This window comes from Halorientalis brevis, from assembly GCF_042678165.1.
GTDB classification, from domain to species: domain Archaea; phylum Halobacteriota; class Halobacteria; order Halobacteriales; family Haloarculaceae; genus Halorientalis; species Halorientalis brevis.
Window position 1 is genome coordinate 189,244 of sequence record NZ_JBHUDJ010000001.1, and the last position, 20,363, is coordinate 209,606.

Annotated in this window: 23 protein-coding genes; 12 read left to right on the forward strand and 11 right to left on the reverse strand. The window is 64.8% G+C overall.

Annotated elements, in window-relative coordinates; all coding sequences use genetic code 11:
- Positions 1 to 61: 61 nt before the first annotated feature.
- Positions 62 to 838, forward strand: coding sequence for a hypothetical protein (locus ACFR9U_RS00975; protein ID WP_247377998.1), 777 nt, complete (start codon positions 62 to 64; stop codon positions 836 to 838).
- Here the strand turns inward: ACFR9U_RS00975 and ACFR9U_RS00980 are convergent.
- From ACFR9U_RS00980 to ACFR9U_RS00990, 3 genes are read right to left on the reverse strand one after another with little or no spacing between them, the layout of a single operon-like run.
- On the reverse strand, positions 826 to 1,047 hold the full coding sequence (locus ACFR9U_RS00980) for a hypothetical protein (protein ID WP_247378000.1): 222 nt from the start codon (positions 1,045 to 1,047) through the stop codon (positions 826 to 828). The two genes, ACFR9U_RS00975 and ACFR9U_RS00980, sit on opposite strands and share 13 nt — an antisense overlap.
- Complete coding sequence (gene cydB / locus ACFR9U_RS00985) at positions 1,047 to 2,048, reverse strand: cytochrome d ubiquinol oxidase subunit II (RefSeq protein WP_247378001.1); 1,002 nt, start codon at positions 2,046 to 2,048, stop codon at positions 1,047 to 1,049. The genes ACFR9U_RS00980 and cydB overlap by 1 nt, the downstream gene beginning before the upstream one ends.
- Positions 2,041 to 3,462, reverse strand: coding sequence for a cytochrome ubiquinol oxidase subunit I (locus ACFR9U_RS00990; protein ID WP_247378003.1), 1,422 nt, complete (start codon positions 3,460 to 3,462; stop codon positions 2,041 to 2,043). Before ACFR9U_RS00990 ends, cydB begins: the two co-directional genes overlap by 8 nt.
- Before the next feature lie 288 nt (positions 3,463 to 3,750).
- On the opposite strand from ACFR9U_RS00990, the gene ACFR9U_RS00995 reads away from it, so the two are divergent.
- Positions 3,751 to 4,959, forward strand: a complete 1,209-nt coding sequence (locus tag ACFR9U_RS00995) for a right-handed parallel beta-helix repeat-containing protein (RefSeq protein WP_247378006.1) — start codon at positions 3,751 to 3,753, stop codon at positions 4,957 to 4,959.
- Positions 4,960 to 4,968: 9 nt separating this feature from the next.
- Here ACFR9U_RS00995 and ACFR9U_RS01000 read toward each other — a convergent pair whose 3' ends face one another.
- Positions 4,969 to 6,651, reverse strand: coding sequence for an NADH-quinone oxidoreductase subunit D (locus ACFR9U_RS01000; RefSeq protein WP_247378008.1), 1,683 nt, complete (start codon positions 6,649 to 6,651; stop codon positions 4,969 to 4,971).
- A gap of 150 nt (positions 6,652 to 6,801) precedes the next feature.
- On the opposite strand from ACFR9U_RS01000, the gene ACFR9U_RS01005 reads away from it, so the two are divergent.
- A complete protein-coding gene (locus ACFR9U_RS01005; protein ID WP_247378011.1) occupies positions 6,802 to 7,461 on the forward strand; it encodes a helix-turn-helix domain-containing protein in 660 nt (219 codons plus the stop codon).
- 133 nt (positions 7,462 to 7,594) lie between these two features.
- Here ACFR9U_RS01005 and ACFR9U_RS01010 read toward each other — a convergent pair whose 3' ends face one another.
- Together ACFR9U_RS01010 and ilvD are read right to left on the reverse strand one after the other, a co-directional pair.
- The gene (locus tag ACFR9U_RS01010) at positions 7,595 to 8,281 is read right to left on the reverse strand and encodes a DUF6230 family protein (protein WP_379813597.1); all 687 of its coding nucleotides are present in this window, start codon (positions 8,279 to 8,281) and stop codon (positions 7,595 to 7,597) included.
- Positions 8,282 to 8,457: 176 nt separating this feature from the next.
- A complete protein-coding gene (ilvD, locus tag ACFR9U_RS01015) occupies positions 8,458 to 10,200 on the reverse strand; it encodes a dihydroxy-acid dehydratase (RefSeq protein WP_247378017.1) in 1,743 nt (580 codons plus the stop codon).
- 120 nt (positions 10,201 to 10,320) lie between these two features.
- On the opposite strand from ilvD, the gene ACFR9U_RS01020 reads away from it, so the two are divergent.
- The 6 genes from ACFR9U_RS01020 to ACFR9U_RS01045 all read left to right on the forward strand — a co-directional run bounded on the left by ACFR9U_RS01020 (position 10,321) and on the right by ACFR9U_RS01045 (position 15,148).
- Positions 10,321 to 11,289: a beta-ribofuranosylaminobenzene 5'-phosphate synthase family protein gene (locus tag ACFR9U_RS01020; RefSeq protein ID WP_247378021.1), complete on the forward strand. Its 969-nt coding sequence runs from the start codon at positions 10,321 to 10,323 to the stop codon at positions 11,287 to 11,289.
- Between the two features lie 209 nt (positions 11,290 to 11,498).
- Positions 11,499 to 11,711 carry a hypothetical protein gene (locus ACFR9U_RS01025; RefSeq protein WP_247378023.1) on the forward strand — a complete coding sequence of 71 codons (213 nt, stop codon included), beginning with the start codon at positions 11,499 to 11,501 and terminating at the stop codon, positions 11,709 to 11,711.
- Positions 11,712 to 12,026: 315 nt separating this feature from the next.
- Positions 12,027 to 12,464: a hypothetical protein gene (locus tag ACFR9U_RS01030; RefSeq protein ID WP_379813600.1), complete on the forward strand. Its 438-nt coding sequence runs from the start codon at positions 12,027 to 12,029 to the stop codon at positions 12,462 to 12,464.
- Positions 12,465 to 12,549: 85 nt separating this feature from the next.
- Positions 12,550 to 13,386: an RAD55 family ATPase gene (locus ACFR9U_RS01035; protein ID WP_247378028.1), complete on the forward strand. Its 837-nt coding sequence runs from the start codon at positions 12,550 to 12,552 to the stop codon at positions 13,384 to 13,386.
- Positions 13,387 to 13,508: 122 nt separating this feature from the next.
- Positions 13,509 to 14,501 (forward strand): hypothetical protein, encoded by a 993-nt coding sequence (locus tag ACFR9U_RS01040; protein ID WP_247378030.1) that lies wholly within the window; start codon positions 13,509 to 13,511, stop codon positions 14,499 to 14,501.
- A complete protein-coding gene (locus tag ACFR9U_RS01045; protein ID WP_247378033.1) occupies positions 14,498 to 15,148 on the forward strand; it encodes a DUF8135 domain-containing protein in 651 nt (216 codons plus the stop codon). Before ACFR9U_RS01040 ends, ACFR9U_RS01045 begins: the two co-directional genes overlap by 4 nt.
- Here the strand turns inward: ACFR9U_RS01045 and ACFR9U_RS01050 are convergent, their stop codons facing one another.
- Complete coding sequence (locus tag ACFR9U_RS01050; RefSeq protein WP_247378086.1) at positions 15,149 to 15,706, reverse strand: response regulator transcription factor; 558 nt, start codon at positions 15,704 to 15,706, stop codon at positions 15,149 to 15,151. It abuts the gene before it with no gap.
- A 163-nt stretch (positions 15,707 to 15,869) separates the two neighbouring features.
- On the opposite strand from ACFR9U_RS01050, the gene ACFR9U_RS01055 reads away from it, so the two are divergent.
- Complete coding sequence (locus tag ACFR9U_RS01055; RefSeq protein WP_247378036.1) at positions 15,870 to 16,844, forward strand: sensor histidine kinase; 975 nt, start codon at positions 15,870 to 15,872, stop codon at positions 16,842 to 16,844.
- Between the two features lie 47 nt (positions 16,845 to 16,891).
- Positions 16,892 to 17,218: a transcription factor S gene (locus ACFR9U_RS01060; RefSeq protein ID WP_247378039.1), complete on the forward strand. Its 327-nt coding sequence runs from the start codon at positions 16,892 to 16,894 to the stop codon at positions 17,216 to 17,218.
- Here the strand turns inward: ACFR9U_RS01060 and ACFR9U_RS01065 are convergent.
- The gene (locus ACFR9U_RS01065; RefSeq protein ID WP_247378040.1) at positions 17,215 to 17,673 is read right to left on the reverse strand and encodes a pyridoxamine 5'-phosphate oxidase family protein; all 459 of its coding nucleotides are present in this window, start codon (positions 17,671 to 17,673) and stop codon (positions 17,215 to 17,217) included. The two genes, ACFR9U_RS01060 and ACFR9U_RS01065, sit on opposite strands and share 4 nt — an antisense overlap.
- 141 nt (positions 17,674 to 17,814) lie before the next feature.
- On the opposite strand from ACFR9U_RS01065, the gene ACFR9U_RS01070 reads away from it, so the two are divergent.
- A complete protein-coding gene (locus ACFR9U_RS01070) occupies positions 17,815 to 18,324 on the forward strand; it encodes a YkgJ family cysteine cluster protein (protein WP_247378043.1) in 510 nt (169 codons plus the stop codon).
- Positions 18,325 to 18,356: 32 nt separating this feature from the next.
- Here the strand turns inward: ACFR9U_RS01070 and ACFR9U_RS01075 are convergent, their stop codons facing one another.
- From ACFR9U_RS01075 to ACFR9U_RS01085, 3 genes are all read right to left on the reverse strand, one after another.
- Positions 18,357 to 18,632 carry a hypothetical protein gene (locus ACFR9U_RS01075; protein WP_247378045.1) on the reverse strand — a complete coding sequence of 92 codons (276 nt, stop codon included), beginning with the start codon at positions 18,630 to 18,632 and terminating at the stop codon, positions 18,357 to 18,359.
- 169 nt (positions 18,633 to 18,801) lie between these two features.
- Complete coding sequence (locus tag ACFR9U_RS01080; RefSeq protein ID WP_247378046.1) at positions 18,802 to 19,665, reverse strand: ZIP family metal transporter; 864 nt, start codon at positions 19,663 to 19,665, stop codon at positions 18,802 to 18,804.
- A gap of 86 nt (positions 19,666 to 19,751) precedes the next feature.
- A partial coding sequence (locus ACFR9U_RS01085; protein ID WP_379813605.1) for an SDR family NAD(P)-dependent oxidoreductase occupies positions 19,752 to 20,363 on the reverse strand: 612 nt, incomplete at its 5' end.

Genomic DNA, 20,363 nt, shown 5'->3' on the forward strand with positions numbered 1-20,363 from the left:
CAATTTTGAGAATCGCCCGAAGCATTGATGACCACACGGCGGGTTCTTCCGGCAAGACGACATGGCGGCGGGAAACCTCGGCACGATCTCACTCGACGACGCGGACGTAGACTACGACGACTACGTCGGTGTGCTCGAAGGCGGCGTCTTGAACCGCAGCGAGCGAATGCTGGACGCCTACACCGACCTCGAATCGCAGTTCCGCGACCAGTTCGAGGAGGAAGTGACCGAGGACCCCGATCGACATCTCGACAGTTCGGACGGCGTCGAGGCGTTCCGGACCGAGTTAGCGGACGTCTACGAGGAACGACTGTACCCGACGTTGAGTTCGGCCGGCGAGGAAGACATCGGCGGGTACGCTGAGTTCCAGGACACGATGCGGACGCTGTCGGAACTGAACTACGTGCGGTTCTACGAACAGCTCGAGGACGGTCGCAGCGCGGTCTCGAAAACCCGGAACCACAGTTCAAACGCCCTGACGCTGTTGAACGAGGTCGGAGAGATCCTGACCGAGAAGGGCTACACCCACGAAACCAAAGAACCGATCAAAGAGCGGTTCAGCGAGTCGAAACGGCAACTGAAAGCGGCCAACCGTCGCCGGCACGCGGCCAGCGCCACCGTGAAGCGCTGTTACTTCTACTATTTCACCGGCGAGCTCCTGCGCGAGAAGTACGGCCTCGAACCGGCCGAGTACCGCTACGTCGACTTCGACGAGCCGATCCGCGAGCGACTCGACCGGGTCCGCGAGGAGTTCGTGCGCCAGGCGAAGCAGATCAGCCACGGGCGGCGCTCGCTCCAGCACAAGATCGAGTACATCAAGAAGAACTACGACCTCTGAGTCGCGTCGGCAGCGGCGAGGTGCGCAGTCACGAGTTCGTTCACGTTGTACAGCAGGATACCCACGGAGACGAGCGTCGTGAGCAGATAGACGATGAACCCCGGCGGGCCACCGATCGACGTGCCGACGATCCCGCCGGTGATGCCGGCGAGCGTGAGTTCGAGCCAGGTGACGAACACGCGGGAGAGCAGTTTCGGTTCGTCCGGCATCAGTACGACTCCCCGGCCTCGACTGGGCCGCTGAACGCGGAGTAGAGGACGCCGAAGTAGACGAAGACGAGCGGCAGCAGGACGGCCGCCCCGATCGACATGAGATTCAGCGGGAGCGTCGAAACGATCCCCTCGCTGACTGTCACGCCGGCAACCCGGTCGACGTACGGGTAGGTCAGCCGGGCGACGACGGCCACCAGCGCGAACACGAGGCCGGCAGCCGCCGCGAACGCCAGGTAGTGGCGGTCAGCCCTGATCGCCAGCACGTAGCCCACCGCGAGGCCGACGGTCACCCCGACGAGCGCCAGTGCGACCGGCGAGAGCAGCGCCGCGCGAACCGGGGGCGTCGTCGCGTAGATCGTCGCGAGCGCGAGCACGACCAGGATCAGGTACGCGACCACTGCACGCTGTGCGTCAGCCCGCAGGTCCGCGCGCAGGTCGCCGCGGGTCTTGAGTCGAAGGAACGCTGCCCCGTCGACGATCGTGAGTGCGACGACGGCCAGCCCGACCACGACGCCCGGCAGCGTCAGCGTCCGACTCGCGCCGACTGCCCAGTTGGCCGTGAACAGCCCCAGGAAGAACGGGGCCGTGACGCTCCCGACGACGAACGCGCGGCCCCACAAGCGCTGCCAGTTCGCGTCCTCGCGTTGCTCGTACATTTCGGGGGCGAGGCCGCGTAGGATGAGCGCCCCGAGGATGGCGAACATCAGGAGGTAGTGGCGGCTGAACAGACTGGCGTAGACGACCGGAAACGCCGCGAACAGCGCCCCACCGAACACGACCAGCCACACCTCGTTGCCGTCCCAGAACGGCCCGATCGCCGCGATGAGTTGCTCGCGCTCCTCGTGGTCCTCGCGAGTCGCGAACAGCGCCCCCACGCCGAAGTCGAACCCGTCGAGAAACAGGAACGTCCCGAGGATGAAAAACAGGAGGCCGAACCACAGCTCCGCGAGCGGCAGTCCGAACAGCGGCTCGGCGGCCAGCGACAGCGGCTTAGTCATCACCGGCCACCCCTTCAGGAGCGGCGTCCTCGCGCTCGACGACGCGGAGGTCGTCGCCAGTCGGCGGTCCAGCGCGGACGATGCGGGCGATCACGTACGTGTAGAGCGCGAGCAGTCCGAGGTAGACGACCGCGAAGCCCGCGAGCGTCAGGGTCGCCTCGGCACCGGTGAGACCCGGCGAGACCCCCTCGCTGGTCTCGAGGACGCCCTGGATCACCCACGGTTGGCGGCCGACCTCGGTGACGATCCACCCGAGTTCGACGGCGACGATGCCGAGCAGCGTCGACAGCATCAGCGACTTGTGCAGGAGGTCGTCCTCGTAGAGCTCGCCGCGCCACCAGCGGTAGGCCCCCCAGAATCCGAGCAGGATGAACCAGAAGCCCAGCGCGACCATGATGCGGAACGACCAGAACACGAGGGCGACGGGCGGCGCTTCGCCGTACTCGTTCAACCCGACGATGGTCGCCTCCGGATCACCCCCGCTGGCCAGCCAGGACGCCCCGCCGGGGATGCCGATGCCGAACAGTTCCTTGGCCTTCGGGTTCGTCAGGTCCTCGAGGCTCGTCGGGAACGCGACGATGTACTCGGGGACGTAGGAGTCGGTCTCCCAGACGGCCTCCATCGCGGCGAACTTCTGGGGCTGGGTCTCGTAGACGTGTCGCGCGTAGAGGTCGCCGTGGAGCGCCTGCAGCGGCGCGGTGACGACGAGCGCCACGAGGGCAATCTTCAGCGTCGTCTCCCAGAAGCCCACGTTCTCGATGGGGTAGCCCCAGACGTGGTGGCGGAACACGTAGTAGGCGCCGAGGCCGGCCATGAACAGCGCAACCGACAGCACCGCCGCGTTCTGCATGTGGACGAACATGAACGGGAAGCGCGGGTTGAAGTACGCGGCCATCGGGTCGGTCAGCGTCACGATCTGCCGACCGCCTTTCTCGACGAGTTCGTACCCGCGCGGGGTCTGCATCCAGGAGTTGGCGATCAGGATCCAGACCGCAGAGAGCCAGGTTCCCAGACCGACCGCGACCGCCGAGACCATGTAGAGGGCGTTGCCGACCCGCTCACGGCCGAACACGAAGATGCCGAGGAACGTCGCCTCCAGCATGAACGCCATCATGCCCTCTACCGCCAGCGGGCCGCCGAACAGTTCGCCGGCGACCGTCGAGAACGCCGCGAAGTTCGTCCCGAACTCGAACTCCAGGACGATGCCCGTCACGGTGCCGACGACGAACGAGATCGCGAAGATCTTCGTCCAGAAGCGGCGCAGTTGCTCGTAGATCGGCGCACCACCGCGTATCTCCTTCCACGTGAAGTAGACCAGAAACGGGGCGAGGCCCATGCTCATCACGGGGAAGATGATGTGGACGATGGTCGTCAGGGCGAACTGGAATCGACTAGCGAGGACTGGATCGAGCATAGGTTGCGTGACAGGGGATGGTGGGTAGGTGGCGACGGGTGTCGCCCACGAGACGCTCGATTGGGACTACGGGAACTGCGGCCCTATCTCGTTCCCAGATTCTCGCCTGGAGAGAACAGCCAAACACGTTTAGTTGTCCAAGCCCGTAGACGTAAGCTTGAACAGTTTATTCCGGTTCGTCGATCGAAGCCCGTCGGTGCGGCGGTGACCGGGGACCGGACGTTCTAAGCCAGGCTTATCTGGAAATACGCGGTTTCTAACTAATTGACTGGCATTCCAGCCACGGATATGGAATGGGTCCCAGGGCCAGTGACAGTAGCTGTTGCCGCACTCGTCGCAGGGGTCGTCGTCGGGAGTACCGCCGGAGCGACGGCTGCAACGACACAGACCGTCACCGAGTGCACGACGATCACAGAGCCGGGAGCGTACGAACTCTCCGCCAACGTGAGCGCGCCCGCCAATGACACGTGCATCCGCATCGAATCGAGCGACGTCGTTCTCGACGGACAGGGCCAGACGATCACGGGGACGAACGGCGAGAACGCGACGGGGACGGGTATCCTCGTCTCCGCGTCCGAGGGCGGCGATCTGCTGGAGAACGTGACGGTCCGGAACGTCCACGTCGCCAACTGGGGAACCGGCGTCACCTACCGGGACGTGACGGACTCGACGCTCAGTTCCGTTACCGTCACAGACAGCCAGAACGGGCTGACAGTGACCGAAAGCTCGCAGATCACCATCCAGAACACCTCCGCGACGGACAACGAGGACGGCGTCCTCACGCGGGACGTCACCGATTCGACGTTCCACGACACGACCGTCGCGAACAACGAGGGCACGGGCCTGTACACGAGCAACGACTTCGACGGCAATCGGCTCGTCAACACCACGGCCCGTGAGAACGGCGAAACGGGCATTCGCATCGGTCCGGCCTGGAACACCGAGTTCGTCAACACGACCACGAGCAGCAACGGGGGCGACGGGCTCACGATGCTCGACAGCGGCCGCGTCGAGATGAGCCACCTCACGGCGACTGACAACGGCGAGACCGCCCTCTCGCTCACGGCCGTCGCCGGGGCACGGTTCGAGAACGTCACCGTTCAGAACAACACTGGCGCGGTGTACGCCGCCGTCGAGTCGCGCAACGTCACCGTCCAGGCACTGACGATGGGCCCCGGCGGGACGGTCTCACTCACCGCTGGGTCGGCGACTATCACGGACGCCGAACCGCCGGCCGCGCCCGAGGGCTACGAAGCGGTCGGGCCGGCGATCAACGTCTCGCGCGCCGAAGACGGCCCGAGCATGCCAGTTGTGTCGATAACGCTCGACGAACGGGACGAAACGACGCCCGCACTCTGGCAGTACGAGGACGGCGAGTGGCGCGAACTCTCGGACGTCACGTTCGACTCGGGCGAGTACACGCTCACCGCGACTGTCGGGAACGGGATCGTCACCCCGCTCGATACGACGACCGCCGACAACGAAACCGACGGGTAGGCACCGCGTTCAGCGGTCAACCTCGCCCATGATCGTATCGAGGCTGCCGAGAGTCGCCACCAGGTCCGCGACGTACTCGCCTGCTGCCATTTCCGCCAGCGCCGAGAGGTTCGAGAAACACGGGCTGCGGATCTTGAACCGGGCGGGCGTGTCAGTCCCGTCCGAGCGGATGTAGATCCCGAGTTCCCCCTTCGCACCCTCCACGGCCCGATAGATTTCCGTGTCGGGCTCCGGTTTGAGCGTCCGCGGGACGTTGGCCTGCAGCGTTCGGTCGTCTTCGGACCAGTCCGCCAGCAGGTCGACGCACTGTCGGACGATCTTCGCGGACTCTTCGATCTCCTGCAGCCGGACGAGTACCCGGGCGTAGTTGTCGCCGGCGTCCTGCGTCGCGACCTCCCAGTCGAGTTCGTCGTAGTAGCCGTACGGGTCGTCGCGCCGCAGGTCGTAGTCGATGCCCGACCCACGAGCGACCGGTCCGGTCACGCCGTACTCTTTCGCGGTTTCGGGGTCTAACACGCCGGTGTCGACGCAGCGAATCTGGAACAACTCGTTGCTGGTCAGCAGCGTGTGGTACTCGTCGAGTTTCTCGGGGAGGCCATCGAGGAACTCGTGGACGTTCGCGAAGAACTCCTCGCGGGGTTCCGGGACGTCCCAGACCACACCGCCGAGCCGGAGGTAGTTGAACATCATCCGCTGGCCGGTGAGATCTTCGAGGACGTCCTGGACGAGTTCCCGGTCGCGCATCGCGTACATGAACGCGGCGTTGAACTCCCCGAAGATGTCCAGCGCGTACGTGCCGATGGCGATAAAGTGGTTGGCCAGCCGCGAGAGTTCCGCACCCATCGTCCGGATGACCTGCGCGTACTCGGGCACCTCGATGTCCGCGAGGTCCTCGGCCGTGCGGGCGTACGCCCACTCGTTGATCAGCCCGGACGAGAGCCAGTCCCAGCGGTCCGGAAACGGCATGATCTGGTGGCGATAGGTGCTCTGCTGACACAGCTGTTCCTCGCAGCGGTGGATGTACCCGATGTCGGGGTCGACGTCGGCCACCTGCTCGCCGTCCAGCACGGTCTCCAGATGGAGCACGCCGTGGGTCGAGGGGTGATGCGGCCCGACGTTGATGAACATCGTGTCCGCGTGGTTCCCCTCGCCGCGATGGTCTTCTTCCAGCGGGTTGGCGTGCTCGCGGAGCGTGACGATCTGGGGCTGGGTCTGGTTGTACTCGAGCGACAGGGGATGGCCCTGCCAGGTCTCGGGCAGGAGAATCCGACGGAGGTCCGGGTGCTCCTCGTACTCGATGCCGATCAGGTCGTAGGCCTCCCGCTCGTGCCAGTCGGCCGTGGGGAACACCGGCGCGGCAGACTGGCTCACCGGGTCGTCTTTGCTCGTGGGGACGACGACCGACAGCTCCTGGGTCGGGTCGTCGTACTTCCGGAGGTGGTAGATTGACTCGTAGCGGTCCCGGTACTCCTGGGCGGTCAGACAGGCGCAGTGGTCGAAGCCGGCGTCTCGCTTGAGCGTGCTGAGGACGTCCTGGACGTCGTCGGGACGGACGACGAACCCCTCGGCGTTGCCGTGGTCCTCGCGAGCGAGAAGTTTCTCGCCCAGCAACTGAGCGAGGCGGTCGTAGTCCACGCCCGCCTCCGTCGCGCCGAGTTCGCCCGCGCGTGGCGCTGGCTCTTCGAGACTCATCGGCGACGCACCCCCGAGACGGCGCTCACCGTTGGCGTCGACTCTGCAGCGTCGCGTCCGTTCATGACAGTGGGAGTTCGAAGTGAACTGGCAAACGGATTGACTCGTAGTCACTAGCCTATTTATCAATGGCCGGTCAGCAGTCGGACGATGAAGTACCTGCATCTCACGCTCCGGGAGCCGCCCGAGTGGCGCAATCCGATGCACACGTTTCTCATGGGCCACGACGAGATGCACACGGCCGAGCTGTTGAACTGGAACACGAGCGCCGAGGACCTCGACATCATCCTCTTTCGGATCGTCGGTGCCATGGACCCGTACACCGCTGCACTCGACGACTCCGCGTTCGTCGTCGACTACGAGACGGCGCGAATCGACGGCGACTCGTTCTACGTCTACATCGAGCACGAAACCCGTGACGTGGACGACCAGTTCCGCGAACCGTTCCTCGAACGGCGCGTGTTGGCGATTCCGCCCATCGAGTACACGGAAGACGGCGAGACCAAAGTCGCAATCGTCGGCCGTAGCGAGGACGTCCAGGCCACCGTCGACGCCATCCCGGCCGAGATCGACGTCCAGATCGACCAGGTCGGCGAGTACGGCCAGGGCCTCCGGCCGTCACAGTCACTGCTGACCGACCGGCAGCAGGAGGCGGTCAGTGCCGCCCTCGCCCACGGCTACTACGAGGTGCCTCGGGAGGGAACCGTCGAGGACGTCGCTGCCAGCCTCGACTGCGCACCGAGCACCGCCTCGAACCACCTCCGAAAAGCCGAAGCACGACTCGTCCAGGCAGTCACGGCGTCTCAGTGAGCGTCGAGAGCTGGCGGAAACGCCACCGGCGGATGCACTTCGCGTCCGGTACTCGGCGCCGAGCGAGGGGAGCAGTCGAGCTGCACGGTGGATCGACGGGTCGAAAAAATTCGCGGTCAGCGAGGTGACTACGTTACGTGTAGTCCTGCGGATCGGTGTAGTTGCCGTTGTTGTTGGTGTCGAGCTGCACCTCGAGGCCGAGGTCGGGCAGCGTGATCGTATTGGTCGCGAGGTAGGTCGCGCGGATCTGCGCGCCCTCGAGCAGCAGACCGGGGTTGGAACCGCCGGTCAGGTTGACCTGGCGCGTGACCGAGGCTTCGGTCGCGTTCCCCGGTGCGCGCAGCGTGATCATGTTGTGGATACCCTTCCTGGTGTTCGCTGTCTTCTCCTCGTCGATCTCGAGGCCGCTGAACTCAGCGTTGGTCGCTGACAGTTCTGGCGTCTTGAGGAGCAGCTGTCCGGACGTCACGTTCGCGGATCCGCTACCGGCGGTGATGACGAGCCGCGCGTTGGCGTCGGCGACGTTGTACTGATTGAGGTTGAAGCGCTTGATGAGCTTCAGATCGTCAATCGTCACGCCGTTCAGTTCGACGACGCCCTGCGGATAGCCTTCGCCGCTCGAGTAGTTCTCCGCGTCACCGTCACCGGGGTACAGCATGAGGTCCTGCCCCGTGATCGTGTCCGCCTCGATCACGAACCCCCCGATACCTGAGATGGGTGTTGCGAACGCCGTTCCGGTGCTCAAAAAGAGCATGCCGACGACGGCGACAACCCCCAGCGATGCGCCTGTACTTTTCGCAAGGATGCTTTTATCGTACACTTCGTTCCCCCCTAGGGCACAGGTTTGTTTCTCATCTACTCACCTTATACTTATCCCCTATATCACTGGTTATTTATAAACAGAGTGTCGCCTCGACGAGCGCCGTACCAAGTACGCCGAAGAAAAACGGACCGCCAGACACGGCCGGAAACGGCTCGCGAGCGGTTGTGTGCTCGTTACTCCCGCTTCGCGCCGGGGTTGGTCACTGCTCCGTTGGCGGCCGAGCCGAAGTCACGGTGGTACTTCGCGAGCACGCCGGTCGTGTAGGACGGTTCGGGGTCGTCACGCGCGTCGAGCCGCTGTTCGATCTCCTCGTCCGAGAGGTCGACGGAGAGTTCCAGATTGTCGATGTCGATGGTGACGACGTCGCCGTCTTCGAGCGCGGCGATGGGGCCGCCGACGTACGCCTCCGGGGCGACGTGCCCGATGGAGAACCCGCGGGTCGCGCCCGAGAACCGGCCGTCGGTGAACAGCGCCACGTCCTCGGCGTGACCCTGCCCGGCGACGGCGGACGTGACGCCGAGCATCTCGCGCATCCCCGGTCCGCCACGGGGTCCCTCGTTGCGGATGCCGATGACGTCACCGGTCTCGACGTGTCCCTCCTGGACGTACTCCATAGCACCTTCCTCGTCCTCGAAGATGCGGACCGGCCCCTCGTGGTGGAGGTGGTCTTCACCGGTGATCTTGATGACCGCGCCGTCCGGCGCGAGGTTGCCGGTGAGGATGCGGATGGCGCCCCGTTCGTGGATCGGATCGTCGACCGTGTGGAGGAACTCCGCGTCCAGGTCCTCGATGGCCGACGGATCCTGCGCTTCGAGTGCCTCGGCCATCGTGTCGCCGGTGACCGTCAGCGCGTCGCCGTGGAGCAGGTCAGCCTCGTGGAGCGCGTTCAGCACGACCGGAACGCCGCCGACCTCGTGGAGGTCGTTCATCACTTTCTCGCCGCCGGGCTGGAGGTCCGCGATCTTCGGCGTCGTGCGGCTGATGCGGTTGAAGTCCTCGATGTCGAGGTCGACGCCCGCTTCGGCGGCCATCGCCAGGAGATGCAACACGGCGTTCGTGGAGCCGCCGACAGCGACCTGGAGCGCGATGGCGTTCTCGAAGGACTCCTTCGTGAGGAAATCGGAGGGCTTGCGGCGTTCCTGGACGACGTCGACGACGAGTTCGCCGGCCTCGCGGGCGACGTCGTAGCGCGATTCGTCCTCGGCCGGCGGGGACGCAGAGCCGAGCGGTGCGAACCCGAGCGCCTCGGAGATCGAGGCCATCGTGTTGGCGGTGAACATCCCACCGCACGAACCCGCACCGGGGCACGCGTTGCGTTCGAGGTCGTCGAGTTCGTCCTCGGTCATGTCGCCGTCGGCGACCGCACCGACGCCCTCGAAGACGTTCTGGATGGTGACTTCGCGGCCCTCGTGTTCGCCAGGCATGATCGAACCGCCGTAGAGGAAGACGGAGGGGAGGTCCGTCCGGATGGCGGCCATCATCATCCCGGGCATGTTCTTGTCACAGCCGCCGATGGTGACCAGTCCGTCCATGCGCTCGCCGAAGGCGACCAGTTCGACGGAGTCGGCGATGACCTCGCGGGAGATCAGCGAGGCTTTCATCCCCTCGGTCCCCATCGAGATGGCGTCGGAGATAGTGATGGTCCCGAACTCGATGGGCATCCCGCCGGCCTCGTCGGTGCCTTCGTAGGCAGCGTCCGCCACGTCGTCGAGGTGGACGTTACAGGGCGTGATGTCGGCCGCGGGGTTGGCGATCCCGACCATCGGGGAGACGAGGTCCTCGTCGTCGTACCCCATCGCGCGGAACATCGCCCGGTGCGGGGCCTTGTCGGCCCCCTCGGTCACGTCGTTGCTCGGGAGGTCGTCCGGCTTCTCGTGATAGTCGGACGCCGTCCGCTGCTCGGATTCCTGACTCATAATCGAGGACAGTCCCCGTGGCGGCTTTAATTGCCCGGATGCCGCAGTCGGGTTCGGACCGCACCCGTCGCGAGTGCCGGTGCCGAAACGCATTAGCATCGGAGCGAGAACTAACCGACAATGACCGCTCGCGTCGCTGCCGGTGCTCGCCTCCACTTCGGGTTCCAGAACCTCTCGCTCGCCCGCGAGCGGCTGTACGGCGGCGTCGGCGTCGCCCTCGACGAGCCCCGGGTCGTCGTCGAAGCCGAACCGGCCGAGGGCATCCGCTGCGACGACGACCTCGCCGCCGAGTACGCCTGGACGGCCGTCGACCTCCTCGGCGTCGACGGCGCCAAGATCGAGGTTCGAGACCGGCTCCCGCGCCACGTGGGCCTGGGCAGCGGGACGCAGTTCGCCCTCGCGACGCTGACGGCCATCGCCGGCGCCTACGACGTGGACCCGGCGGTCCGCGAGCACGCTCCCGCGCTCGGTCGCGGCGGACGGAGCGGCGTCGGCGTCGCCGCCTTCGCGGACGGCGGCTTCGTCGTCGACGGCGGCCACCCGACGGAACTGTTCACCGCCGCACCGCCCGCCGACGGCCAGTGGAGCGTTCCCCCGGTGACGGCGCGACACGAACTCCCCGAGAGCTGGCGGTTCGTCGTCGTCGTCCCGGAAACCAGCGAAGGACGGAGCGGCCAGCGCGAGGACGAGAGCATGCGCGCGGTGGTCGAACGCGCCGACACCGGGATCGCCGACGAAGTCGGGGGCGTGCTCCTCCGACGGGTGCTCCCGGCCGCTGCGGAAGGTGACCGCGAGACGTTCGGCGCCGGCGTGGCGAAACTCGGGCGCCTCAACGGCGCCTGGTACGCCGACGAGCAGGGCGGCGTCTACCGGCCGCCCGCTGGCCGCATCGTCGACCGACTGGCCGACTGCCCCGCCATCGCCGGGGCCGGCCAGTCGTCGTGGGGGCCGGCCGTGTACGGCGTGACCCAGGAGCGCGGCGTGGATGAGGCGCGAGAGGCCGCACGGGACGCTCTGGGGGCAGCAGGCGTCGAGGGCCGCGTGCTCGTCACCGCGCCGCGGAATCGCGGCGTTCGCGTCGAACGGTAAGGAGTCGGACCGAGGTGACTATTGTTTAGTATATTAGCGCTTGTGAGCGGTCTGTCCGGAAATTATGGATCGCGATCAGCTCAGGTCATACCATCCCCACCACCTCTATTGACAAATAAACAAAACATATTGACTTATCCGACTCTGGTGCCAGAATCGGACATGTATATTGGGAGGTAGGTCCAACCTATGCTTAATTGTGGACCAAAATGAGTTTAGATAGGTACTTAAAATCGGTTGCAGAGGCTTTCAGATATGCAATTGCTGCCATAGCTGGGACACTTGTAGGCAGTTTAGAGGGAATCCCAGTCACGGTAACAAACATGGCTTTAGCTACTCTTGTTCTTGTAGTGATTATTTTGGTTCTGGGCTTCCTCGATTACTTAGTTCAAGTCCATATCAATCCAGAAATCGAAGAATAGTCCAACTTTGTCCCGAGAACCAGACGCAGAGTGTTCCGGCTTAGAGTGACTCTGTCGTCGAATATTAGATGGGAGAGACGGCCATTTATTGAAAAATCTTTTATCATTTTCCTTTGAGTGTCTTCTCGAATGCAACGTCGTGAACTGTTGCGAAAGACTTCCGTCGTGGCTACTTCCGTGGCCGTTGCAGGATGTTCAGAGAATGCCTCGGAATCCCCCGGTGAACAGAACGTCTCGGAATCTCAGGAGGGAGATCGAGAGCAGAGTCCACAAGGATCGAAGCTCGGGAGTGAAAGTTCGCCGTGGCGAGGATTGATGTTCGTTCTCGAAGCCCCTTCGCCGGAGGAGATCAGGCAACAGTTCGATTCACCTGCACCGGTGATTCTCACCGGCGACGACGTCCAAATGGTCTTTTTCGAGACTGACGACCATCGGAAGCTCAGTGAAACGGCCGACAGAGTAGGATACGAAGTGCGAAGCATGTCGTCTATCGTTTGGAGAGGTCAACCAGTCTGTGATATCCGAAGTCAGATTCGTATCCCCGCTACACCTTCGATGGGAGAAGTCCAAGAGGTATTCCCTGATGCTGTCCGCATCTCGCAAGTCGCAACAGCAGGCAGTGGGCGTTTTTGGTCCATCTTCTCTCGATACGAGACGAAAGCAGAGATCTCATCACGTCTCGACGAACTTCAGATTGAAGAGGAGTCCGCATCAGTTATCCTCTACAGCGGGTGTAATCGAAGCAATTCGTAGTATGGATCTTGTCTGACTCTGTACCGAAAGTCTGACTGGTCAGAATCCCCGTAACAACTACGGCACCGCGTCCGTATTGGGCGGTATGGACCGCATCCCCTTCGGCATCCGACAACTCGATACGCTGATCGACGGGGGCGCGCCGCCGGGGAGCGTCGTCTTGCTGTCGGGCGAGTCCGGGGCCGGCTCGCGGGAGTTCATGTACACGAGCGCCATCGTGAACGGCCTGGGGCTCACGGACCAGGACCTCCACGACCTCTACTACGGCGACCTCGCGTCCAGTGCCGACCTCCCCGACGAGATCCACTACATCTCCTTCACCGCCGACAGCGACCAGCTCTACCGCGAGATGAATCGCGTGATGGACGCGGAGGTCGTCGAATCCGGCTTCGATCAGGTCGAGTTCATGGACATGGCGGAAGTGTACTTCCACACCAGCAGCGTCCCGCGACCGTGGTACGCCGAAGAGACGACTCACATCCGGGACATGGCGGGCCGTCACGACCGCGAAGAGCTGTTCGCCGCGCTCGGCGACTACCTCAACGAGCACGCACGGGGAAACCTCGTCATCCTCGACTCGCTGTCGGACCTCATCAGCGCCATCGGCGACGAACACGACTGGTCGGACATCGTCTACCTCCTCAAGGGACTCCAGAAGGCCGCCCACTCATGGAACGGTCTCATCCTCGTCCACGTCAACCACGAGACGGTCACGGCGGTCGAACACGGACAGTTGATCGACGCGGCCAACGGGGCGATGATCTTCGAGTGGGAACAGGGCGGCAGCGAACGCGCCCGGACGCTCGTGTTCAAGAAGTTCCGCGGCGTCCTCTCGCGGATCCAGGACGAGAACATCATCCGCTTCGAGACGGAGATCGGCGACGCCGGGTTCGACATCAGCGACGTTCGAAAGATTCGTTGACACGTCCCGTCAGCGATCCCCCAAACCGACCGGTAGGACCGCCTTACTTCCAGGCGAGACTGTTTTACAATTTGATAAGGAGTGGCAAACTCTTAACTATCGTAGCAGTCAACGTCCGGTAGATGGCCAGCGAGCCGTCAGACGAGCCTGTGTCGGTTTCACTCCCGCCGGAGATCGCAGAGTGGATCGACCAGCAGGCCGCCGACCGGGACACCGACCGTGAGACGGTTCTGGTACAGTTGCTCGCGGCCCACCAGGCGACCGAAGAGTTCGACGACGGCACCGAGATCGACGCCGATCTCCTCGCCCGAACGACCGATCTCGAAGACGAGGTCCGCGACATCATCGCCGGGCGGCTCTCGGACATCGCCGGCGCCGTCGCCGACCGCATCGACGTCGAACAACAGGTGCAGGCGGCGCTCGACGACCAGGTCGCGGCCGCCGTCGACGAGCAGGTCTCCGCGGCGGTTGACGAGCACCTCGCCGAGACCCTCGACGAGCGGGCGACGGACCTGGCCCAGACGGCAGCCGAGCAGGCGAGCCAACAGCTCCAGAGCGAGCTCCAGTCGGTCGAGTCGGACTTCGTGGCGAAGATCGAGGACGTTCGCGATCGCGTGATCCAGGTCAAAAAGGAGACCGACCAGAAGGCCCCGGCCGACCACGAGCACGAGGCGCTGGACGACCGGATTTCGGAACTCGCCGCCGAGACCGAGGAGATCGCCGCAGGGATCGACGACCTGCGCGCGGATTTCGACGCCGAAGGGGCCGACTACGAGGAGCGCCTGGACGAGGTAGACGAGACGGTCCAGGACATGCAGGAGAAACTGCGGACGGTGGCGTACGTCGTCAGGGACCTGCGTGAGAACGCGGCGTTCGACAACAAACGAGACACGTCCGTCGAGCAGCTCAAACGGACGGCCGCCGAACACGACGTCGAGCGCGCCCGCTGTGAGGCCTGTGGTCAGGGCGTCGCCATTTCGCTGCTGACCGAACCGGAATGTCCCCACTGCAACGCGACGGTGACCGACGTCACGCCGGGCACGGGCTTCTTCGGGAAACCGGAGCTGGTCAAGGCACAGGGGATCGAGGCCGCATCGGACGGTGAGCGCCAGTGAGTGACGATTCGGACGAGCGCGACGACCCGTTCGAGTCGTTCGACGCCCCCGACGACGTCGATCCCTTCGAAGACCTTGAGGGACCCGACGACGCCGAGGAGACGAGCGACGCGGGCGAGCCGACAGTGCCGCCGGACGACGATCAGACGCCGCCGGGTCGCATGACCGACGACCCGTTCTCTCAGATCTCCGAACCGGACGACGGAGCGAAGGGACCCGTCGGCAGCGACGCGCACTCGGACGCGGACGCGACCGACGAGAGCGGCGACGGGGCGGACGCGACCGACGACCCGTTCGACTCTTTCAGCAGCGCCGGGACCCAGGGTGGGTCGGACGACGATCCGTTCGGCGCGTTCGAGTCGGTCGGCGTCGACGAGATCGACCCGGACGCGGTCTGGGACGTGCTCTCAGCCGCCGAAGCGGAAGGAATGCCGGAGTTCGACGAGAAGGTCTTCTACGAGGTCTCGAAACACAGGTTCTGCGAGCGCTGTGAGTACTTTTCCGAGCCGCCCGCAGCTTCGTGTTCCTACGAGGGAGCCGCGATCGTGGAGTTCCTCGACATGGAGCAGGTGCGGCTCGTGAACTGTCCGGTCGTCGCCGAGCAGCGAGCGCTCGAAGAGAGCGTCGGCGAGATCGGCTCGGACTGACTACAGGGAGCGCCCGGAGCCCCGTTCCAGCGAGCGGTAGGTTTCGACCACTTCCTCGAAGTCGTCCATCGACTCCCGGAGCTCGTTGCTCAGTTCGACGGCCTCACGCTTGAGCCGGTTGAACTCCTCGTCGTCTTCGAGTTCGCTGGGCGTCCGCTCGGCTTCGAGAACCGACAGCTTCGACAGCAGTTGGAAGAACTCGTCGAGTCGCGGGTCCGACCCAGGCGTGTCGACGTGCTGGTCGAGCGTCGAGAGCAGCGTGTCCTTGTCGACGGGTTTGCAGAGGTAGTCGTCGAAATCCATCTCCAGAATGTTGAGGTCCGGGTCCACCGCCGTCACCATGATGACGGGGAAGTCGTAGCCGCGGTCCCGGAACTCCACGAGGACGTCGTCCCCGTGGATGTCGGGCATCCGGCGGTCGAGCAGGACGGCAGCGACGTGGTCGCCCGCCTTCTCGAGCGCTTGCTCACCGCCGTAGGCGATTTCCGTCTCGTACTCGTCGCGCAGTTTCAGCGCGTACGCCTCGGCCACGTCTTCTTCGTCGTCGACGACGAGCACCGTCTGCGTGAACTTCCCGGACACGTTCGTGCGTGTGTTCCGCGATACGCACTGAAATACCTTTGCGAAATTTCGCGTCGTCGGACCGCCCTCTGGGACTCACAGCTCGGGTTCGTACGTACACTTATTAGCTGGGCTTGACAACGACGAGAGGAGTCGAGTAATGGCGCAGTCGGACTTCCTGGCGGTCCACCCGGACCCAGTCATCCACTACGGGCGCTCGGCAGACGGCATCGTCATCAGGCGGATCAACGCCGCCTTCGAGACGACCTTCGACGTGACTGCGGGGGACAGTGTGTCACTCCAGGAGACGCTCGAGTCGGGAGTGACCGTCTCGGACGTCGCCGACGCCATCGAAAGCGGTGACTCGCTGGACCGCCGCGTCACCTGTCCCGTGGACGGCGACGCGCGCCCGTTCCGCCTTCAGCACATTCCCGCCGAGGACGGCGGCTACCTCGTCTACACCGACGAGAGCGAGCGCGTCGCCAGAGAGCGCGAACTCGAAGCGCGCAACGAGCAGTTGGAAACGTTCGCGAGCGTCGTCTCCCACGACCTCCGCAACCCGATCGACGTCGCCGAGACCTACCTGGCCGCCGCGCGTGAAGAGGACGACCCCGAGCACTTCCGCCGCGTCGCGGACGCGCTCGATCGAATGCGGACGCTCATCGACGACGTGCTCGCGCTCGCCCGCCAGGGGAAGGTCCTCGACGACACCGAACGCGTCACCCTCGCGACCGTCGCCGAAGACGCCTGGGCCACCGTGGACGCGACCGACGCCTCGCTGGCCCTCGCCGACGAGACCGCCACGCTGCAGGCCGACCCGGACCGCCTCCAGCAACTCGTCGAGAACCTCCTGCGCAACGCACTCGAACACGGCGGCCCGTCGATCACCGTCGGCACCATCGACGGCGACCGTACCGGCTGGTACCTCGAAGACGACGGACCGGGCATCCCGGCCGACGAGCGCGCGGACGTCTTCGAGCCGGGCGTGACCAGTTCCACGGACGGCACCGGGCTCGGGCTGGCCATCGTCGAGCGGATCGCCGACGCCCACGGGTGGACGGTCACGGTGACCGACGGCGACGACGGCGGCGCACGCTTCGAGGTCACCGAGGTCGAGTCGCTCCAGCCATTCTAGCCGAAAGAGGCAAATGGGATTCGGGACCGTAGTCTGGGGTATCCACTATGCAATTCTGTGACGAGTGCGGGTCGATGATGCACGCCGCCGACGGGGACGAGATGGTCTGTTCGTCCTGCGGCGCTCGCGTGGCCAAAGACGAGGAGAAAGCCGATCAGTTCGTCACCACCGAAGAGCAAAGCGGCGACGAACTCATCGAAACCGAGGAAGGGGCGAACTTCGAGGGGAAACCGACCGCCAACGACGTCACCTGCGAGAAGTGCGGCCACGGCAAGGCCTGGTACACGATCAAACAGACCGGGTCGGCCGACGAACCGCCGACGCGGTTTTTCAAGTGCCAGGAGTGTGGCTACCGCTGGCGCGAGTACAACTAACGCTCTTTGACTTCGAGGCCGCGGACTTCGTCGAGTTCGAGCCGCCAGCCGTGCATGTCGTCGATGGAGTCGGCGCGCTCGAAGTCGCTGGAGAACCAGCCGTTGTCGTCGAGCGCGTCCACGAGCCGGTCCCAGTCAGCGGTGTCGTGTTCGACCCGCCGGACGGGCCCCGTGATCGCGATGCTCTGCCAGTCGAACCGGCCCCTGATGTCGTTCACGAGCAGCCGCGCCGTCTTGCCGTCGTCGATGAACTCGAACTTGCGGCCGTGGGGGCTGTCTTCGAGGAAGACGAAGGAGACGTCCTCGCCGTCGTAGCCGAACGACACCGGGAGGCTGTAGGGCTCGTCGTCGCTGGCCAGCGAGAGGATGCCCCACCCTTTCCCGACGAGCAGGTCGTCGATGTCGTCGGCGTCCATGGGCGTCCCCATCCACTGCCCGGTGGTATCCATCGTCATAGACGATAGTTGTCGGCCGACGGCCTTGAAACTACGCCACGGGGACGGCTGCCGGTCGATCCACGCAACTGTCGAACGCGGGTAGCAGGGCCGTCGCCGCCGAACCGCGGGCTTTTGTCGCCGCGTGCGTAACGGCCGGCTGTGTCGTCCGACGCCCGTCGCGTCGAGGTCCACCCCGGCAAGGAGGCCGTGGTCGAGTTCGATCCCGAGCTGACCTTCGAGTGCGTCGAGGAGTGTACGTGGTGCTGTCACCACGGCGTCCTCCTCTACGAACCGGACTTCCTCGCCCTGGCGGACTGCGCCAACCTCGCCGAGGCGACGACCTCGTTCCGCGGCGAGGACTTCGTCCGCCAGGAACGGAAGGACCGCGACGATCACGTCGACGAGAACGGCGACGCCTGTTTCTTCCTCCGCGAGGACGGACTCTGTTCGCTGCACGCCGACCACGACTGGAAGCCCGCCCGCTGCTCGGTGTTTCCCCTGACCGTCACCGTCGAGGACGACGAGATCCACGTCGACGTGCGCGAGTCCGCCCACGAACACTGCGAGGGGCTTGACGTCTCCGAGCGCCGCGTCGTCGACAATCTCGACGCGTTTCTCCCGGCCGTCCTCTGGGAACTGGACGATCCGGAAACGCGTCGGGAGCTCTGAAAAGCGGGGGCGTTCGACCTGCTGGTGAGTAGTCAGTACGGTCCGGACCAGCCGCAATCGACGCAGCTGAACAGGCCCTGACCGTTGACCGTTGGCCCCGTACAAGTAGGACACTCGAACATGGATTTGCCGCCGTCCGTGATCGCGACAGGCTCGCCGCCCACGTCTGCGTCGTCGGTGAACCGGTCGGGAAGGTCCGGATGACACGCCGCACAGACCCACTCGATGGTACGGTGCGTTTCGCTTCCGAACGCGCGGTGCCGCCAGACGTGCGTGACCGCACACCCACAGTTGTCACATTCTGTCATCGCTTGGCTAAACGAACGTCAGACTACGGCATAAATCTTGTCCCAATTGTGCACTAATTAGTCCACTATAGATATATTATCCTTATATTGCGGCCAGGGATGGTCGATCGTCAGGAAGGAGCAGAGCACAGTGACCGATCGCACAGAAACGAACCGGTGACGGCCAGTCTCAGGCACCGATCGCGAGCCAGGTGAGAAAGACGACGACGACGCCAAGCGACGTACTCAGGACGGCGTGGAGGCGAAGTCGGTCGAGTTGGTGGTGGGCCTTGTCCGAGAGGCGCGCGACTTCCCCGACTTCGCCGCCGACCTCACACCGCGGGAGGAAGTCCATCGCGACGTGGAGGAAGATACCGGCGGCGAACCCGAAGATCGCGGCGTTGATCGCGGGGCTGGTCGGAAGCTGGACGAGCGCCGAGGGGATGCCAGCGAGTCCGATGCCGGCAGCGGGCAGCAGAATGACAGACGGAGAGCGACCGGCGCTGGCCAGTCGACGCGCGGCAGCGTAGCCGGCAGGGCCCTTGTGGGAGACGATCGCGAGGCCCAGCAGGAGGCCGAGTTCCGGCATCGAGCCGTAGATGAGCCCGATGATGACGCCGGCCGAGAGCGCGTGCGCAGAGAGCTGGACGGCAGTGTTGTCGAACGCAGCGTTGACGTGTGCGAGTCGGTGTCCGAGGACGTGCGAGCCGAAGCCGACGAGGATGCCCGCAGCGACGCCGAACCCGCCGATTCGCGGATCGAGGCCGATCGCCTGCGGGAGCAGAAACACCGCCGCGCTCGTTATCATTGCCCCGCTGGCAAGCCCGTAGCCCCAGACCAGTCCGGTCGGATTCGCCTCGCGGGCGGCCCTGATACCGAACGGGATCGCCCCCGCCATCGCCGCGAAGGCCACCCACGAGATCACGAGCATCTTCCAGATCCCAGCAATCACCGCCACACCGGACAGCAGGGTCAACGCCACGACCCCTGCCATTCCGAGTAGTGACGGAGAGCCAGGAGAGTTAATAATTTTCGTGCTCATGTTATTAGACATCTGCGTTAAAAACGCCCGTTTGTAATAATAAAAGCATCGGTCGAGGAGTCAGAGACGGGGCCAGTCCGGCGAGAACGGGGGTTCGGTCAGTTCGTCGCCCGTTTCCAGGTTTTCAGATCGACCACCTGACCGTCGACGTCGTCGGGTGCTGCCGTCGTCGCTGCCCAGGTGAACATCGGTGCGACGTCTTCGGGATCGCGCCCCTGGGACCCCGCGAGGTCGGTGGCGACCTGCCCGGGGTCGACGATCGCAACCGACTGGTCCAGTTCGGCGGCGAACCCGCGAGCGAGCGCTTCGACGGTGGCCTTCGAGACGGCGTAGGTCCCGTAGCCGGGTTTCGCGTCGCGTGCGATCGCGCCAGAGGGCACGACAATTCGGGCGTCGTCGGCCAGGTGTGGGAGCGATTCGCGGACCGTCGTGAACACGCCCCGCGCGTTGGTTCGGATGTGATCGTCGAATGCGGCGTAGGATTCGCTGGTGAGCGGCGTCTCGCCCGGCGACCCGTGATACACGCCGGCGTTCGCGACGACGACGTCGATCGACCCGCCCTCGCGCGCTGCCGTCTCCATCAACCGTTCCACGTCGAACTCGTCGCGGACGTCCGCGCGCATGGCCGTCACGGACCCGCCCGCGTCGCGGATCGTTTCGGCGGTCGCCTCCAGTGCGTCGGCGTCCCGCGCACAGATGACCACGTGGGC

Excerpts from the sequence above, each read along its gene's own strand:
- ACFR9U_RS01065 (WP_247378040.1), bottom strand. The coding sequence starts at position 17,673 with ATGACGATGGATACCACCGGGCAGTGGATGGGGACGCCCATGGACGCC.
- ACFR9U_RS01030 (WP_379813600.1), top strand. The coding sequence starts at position 12,027 with ATGTTCGTTCTCGAAGCCCCTTCGCCGGAGGAGATCAGGCAACAGTTC.
- cydB (WP_247378001.1), bottom strand. The coding sequence starts at position 2,048 with ATGACTAAGCCGCTGTCGCTGGCCGCCGAGCCGCTGTTCGGACTGCCG.
- ACFR9U_RS00980 (WP_247378000.1), bottom strand. The coding sequence starts at position 1,047 with ATGCCGGACGAACCGAAACTGCTCTCCCGCGTGTTCGTCACCTGGCTC.
- ACFR9U_RS01000 (WP_247378008.1), bottom strand. The coding sequence starts at position 6,651 with ATGAGTCTCGAAGAGCCAGCGCCACGCGCGGGCGAACTCGGCGCGACG.
- ACFR9U_RS00975 (WP_247377998.1), top strand. The coding sequence starts at position 62 with ATGGCGGCGGGAAACCTCGGCACGATCTCACTCGACGACGCGGACGTA.
- ACFR9U_RS00995 (WP_247378006.1), top strand. The coding sequence starts at position 3,751 with ATGGAATGGGTCCCAGGGCCAGTGACAGTAGCTGTTGCCGCACTCGTC.
- ACFR9U_RS01080 (WP_247378046.1), bottom strand. The coding sequence starts at position 19,665 with ATGTCTAATAACATGAGCACGAAAATTATTAACTCTCCTGGCTCTCCG.
- ACFR9U_RS00990 (WP_247378003.1), bottom strand. The coding sequence starts at position 3,462 with ATGCTCGATCCAGTCCTCGCTAGTCGATTCCAGTTCGCCCTGACGACC.
- ACFR9U_RS01005 (WP_247378011.1), top strand. The coding sequence starts at position 6,802 with ATGAAGTACCTGCATCTCACGCTCCGGGAGCCGCCCGAGTGGCGCAAT.
- ACFR9U_RS01020 (WP_247378021.1), top strand. The coding sequence starts at position 10,321 with ATGACCGCTCGCGTCGCTGCCGGTGCTCGCCTCCACTTCGGGTTCCAG.
- ACFR9U_RS01060 (WP_247378039.1), top strand. The coding sequence starts at position 16,892 with ATGCAATTCTGTGACGAGTGCGGGTCGATGATGCACGCCGCCGACGGG.
- ACFR9U_RS01035 (WP_247378028.1), top strand. The coding sequence starts at position 12,550 with ATGGACCGCATCCCCTTCGGCATCCGACAACTCGATACGCTGATCGAC.
- ACFR9U_RS01075 (WP_247378045.1), bottom strand. The coding sequence starts at position 18,632 with ATGACAGAATGTGACAACTGTGGGTGTGCGGTCACGCACGTCTGGCGG.
- ACFR9U_RS01055 (WP_247378036.1), top strand. The coding sequence starts at position 15,870 with ATGGCGCAGTCGGACTTCCTGGCGGTCCACCCGGACCCAGTCATCCAC.
- ACFR9U_RS01025 (WP_247378023.1), top strand. The coding sequence starts at position 11,499 with ATGAGTTTAGATAGGTACTTAAAATCGGTTGCAGAGGCTTTCAGATAT.
- ACFR9U_RS01040 (WP_247378030.1), top strand. The coding sequence starts at position 13,509 with ATGGCCAGCGAGCCGTCAGACGAGCCTGTGTCGGTTTCACTCCCGCCG.
- ilvD (WP_247378017.1), bottom strand. The coding sequence starts at position 10,200 with ATGAGTCAGGAATCCGAGCAGCGGACGGCGTCCGACTATCACGAGAAG.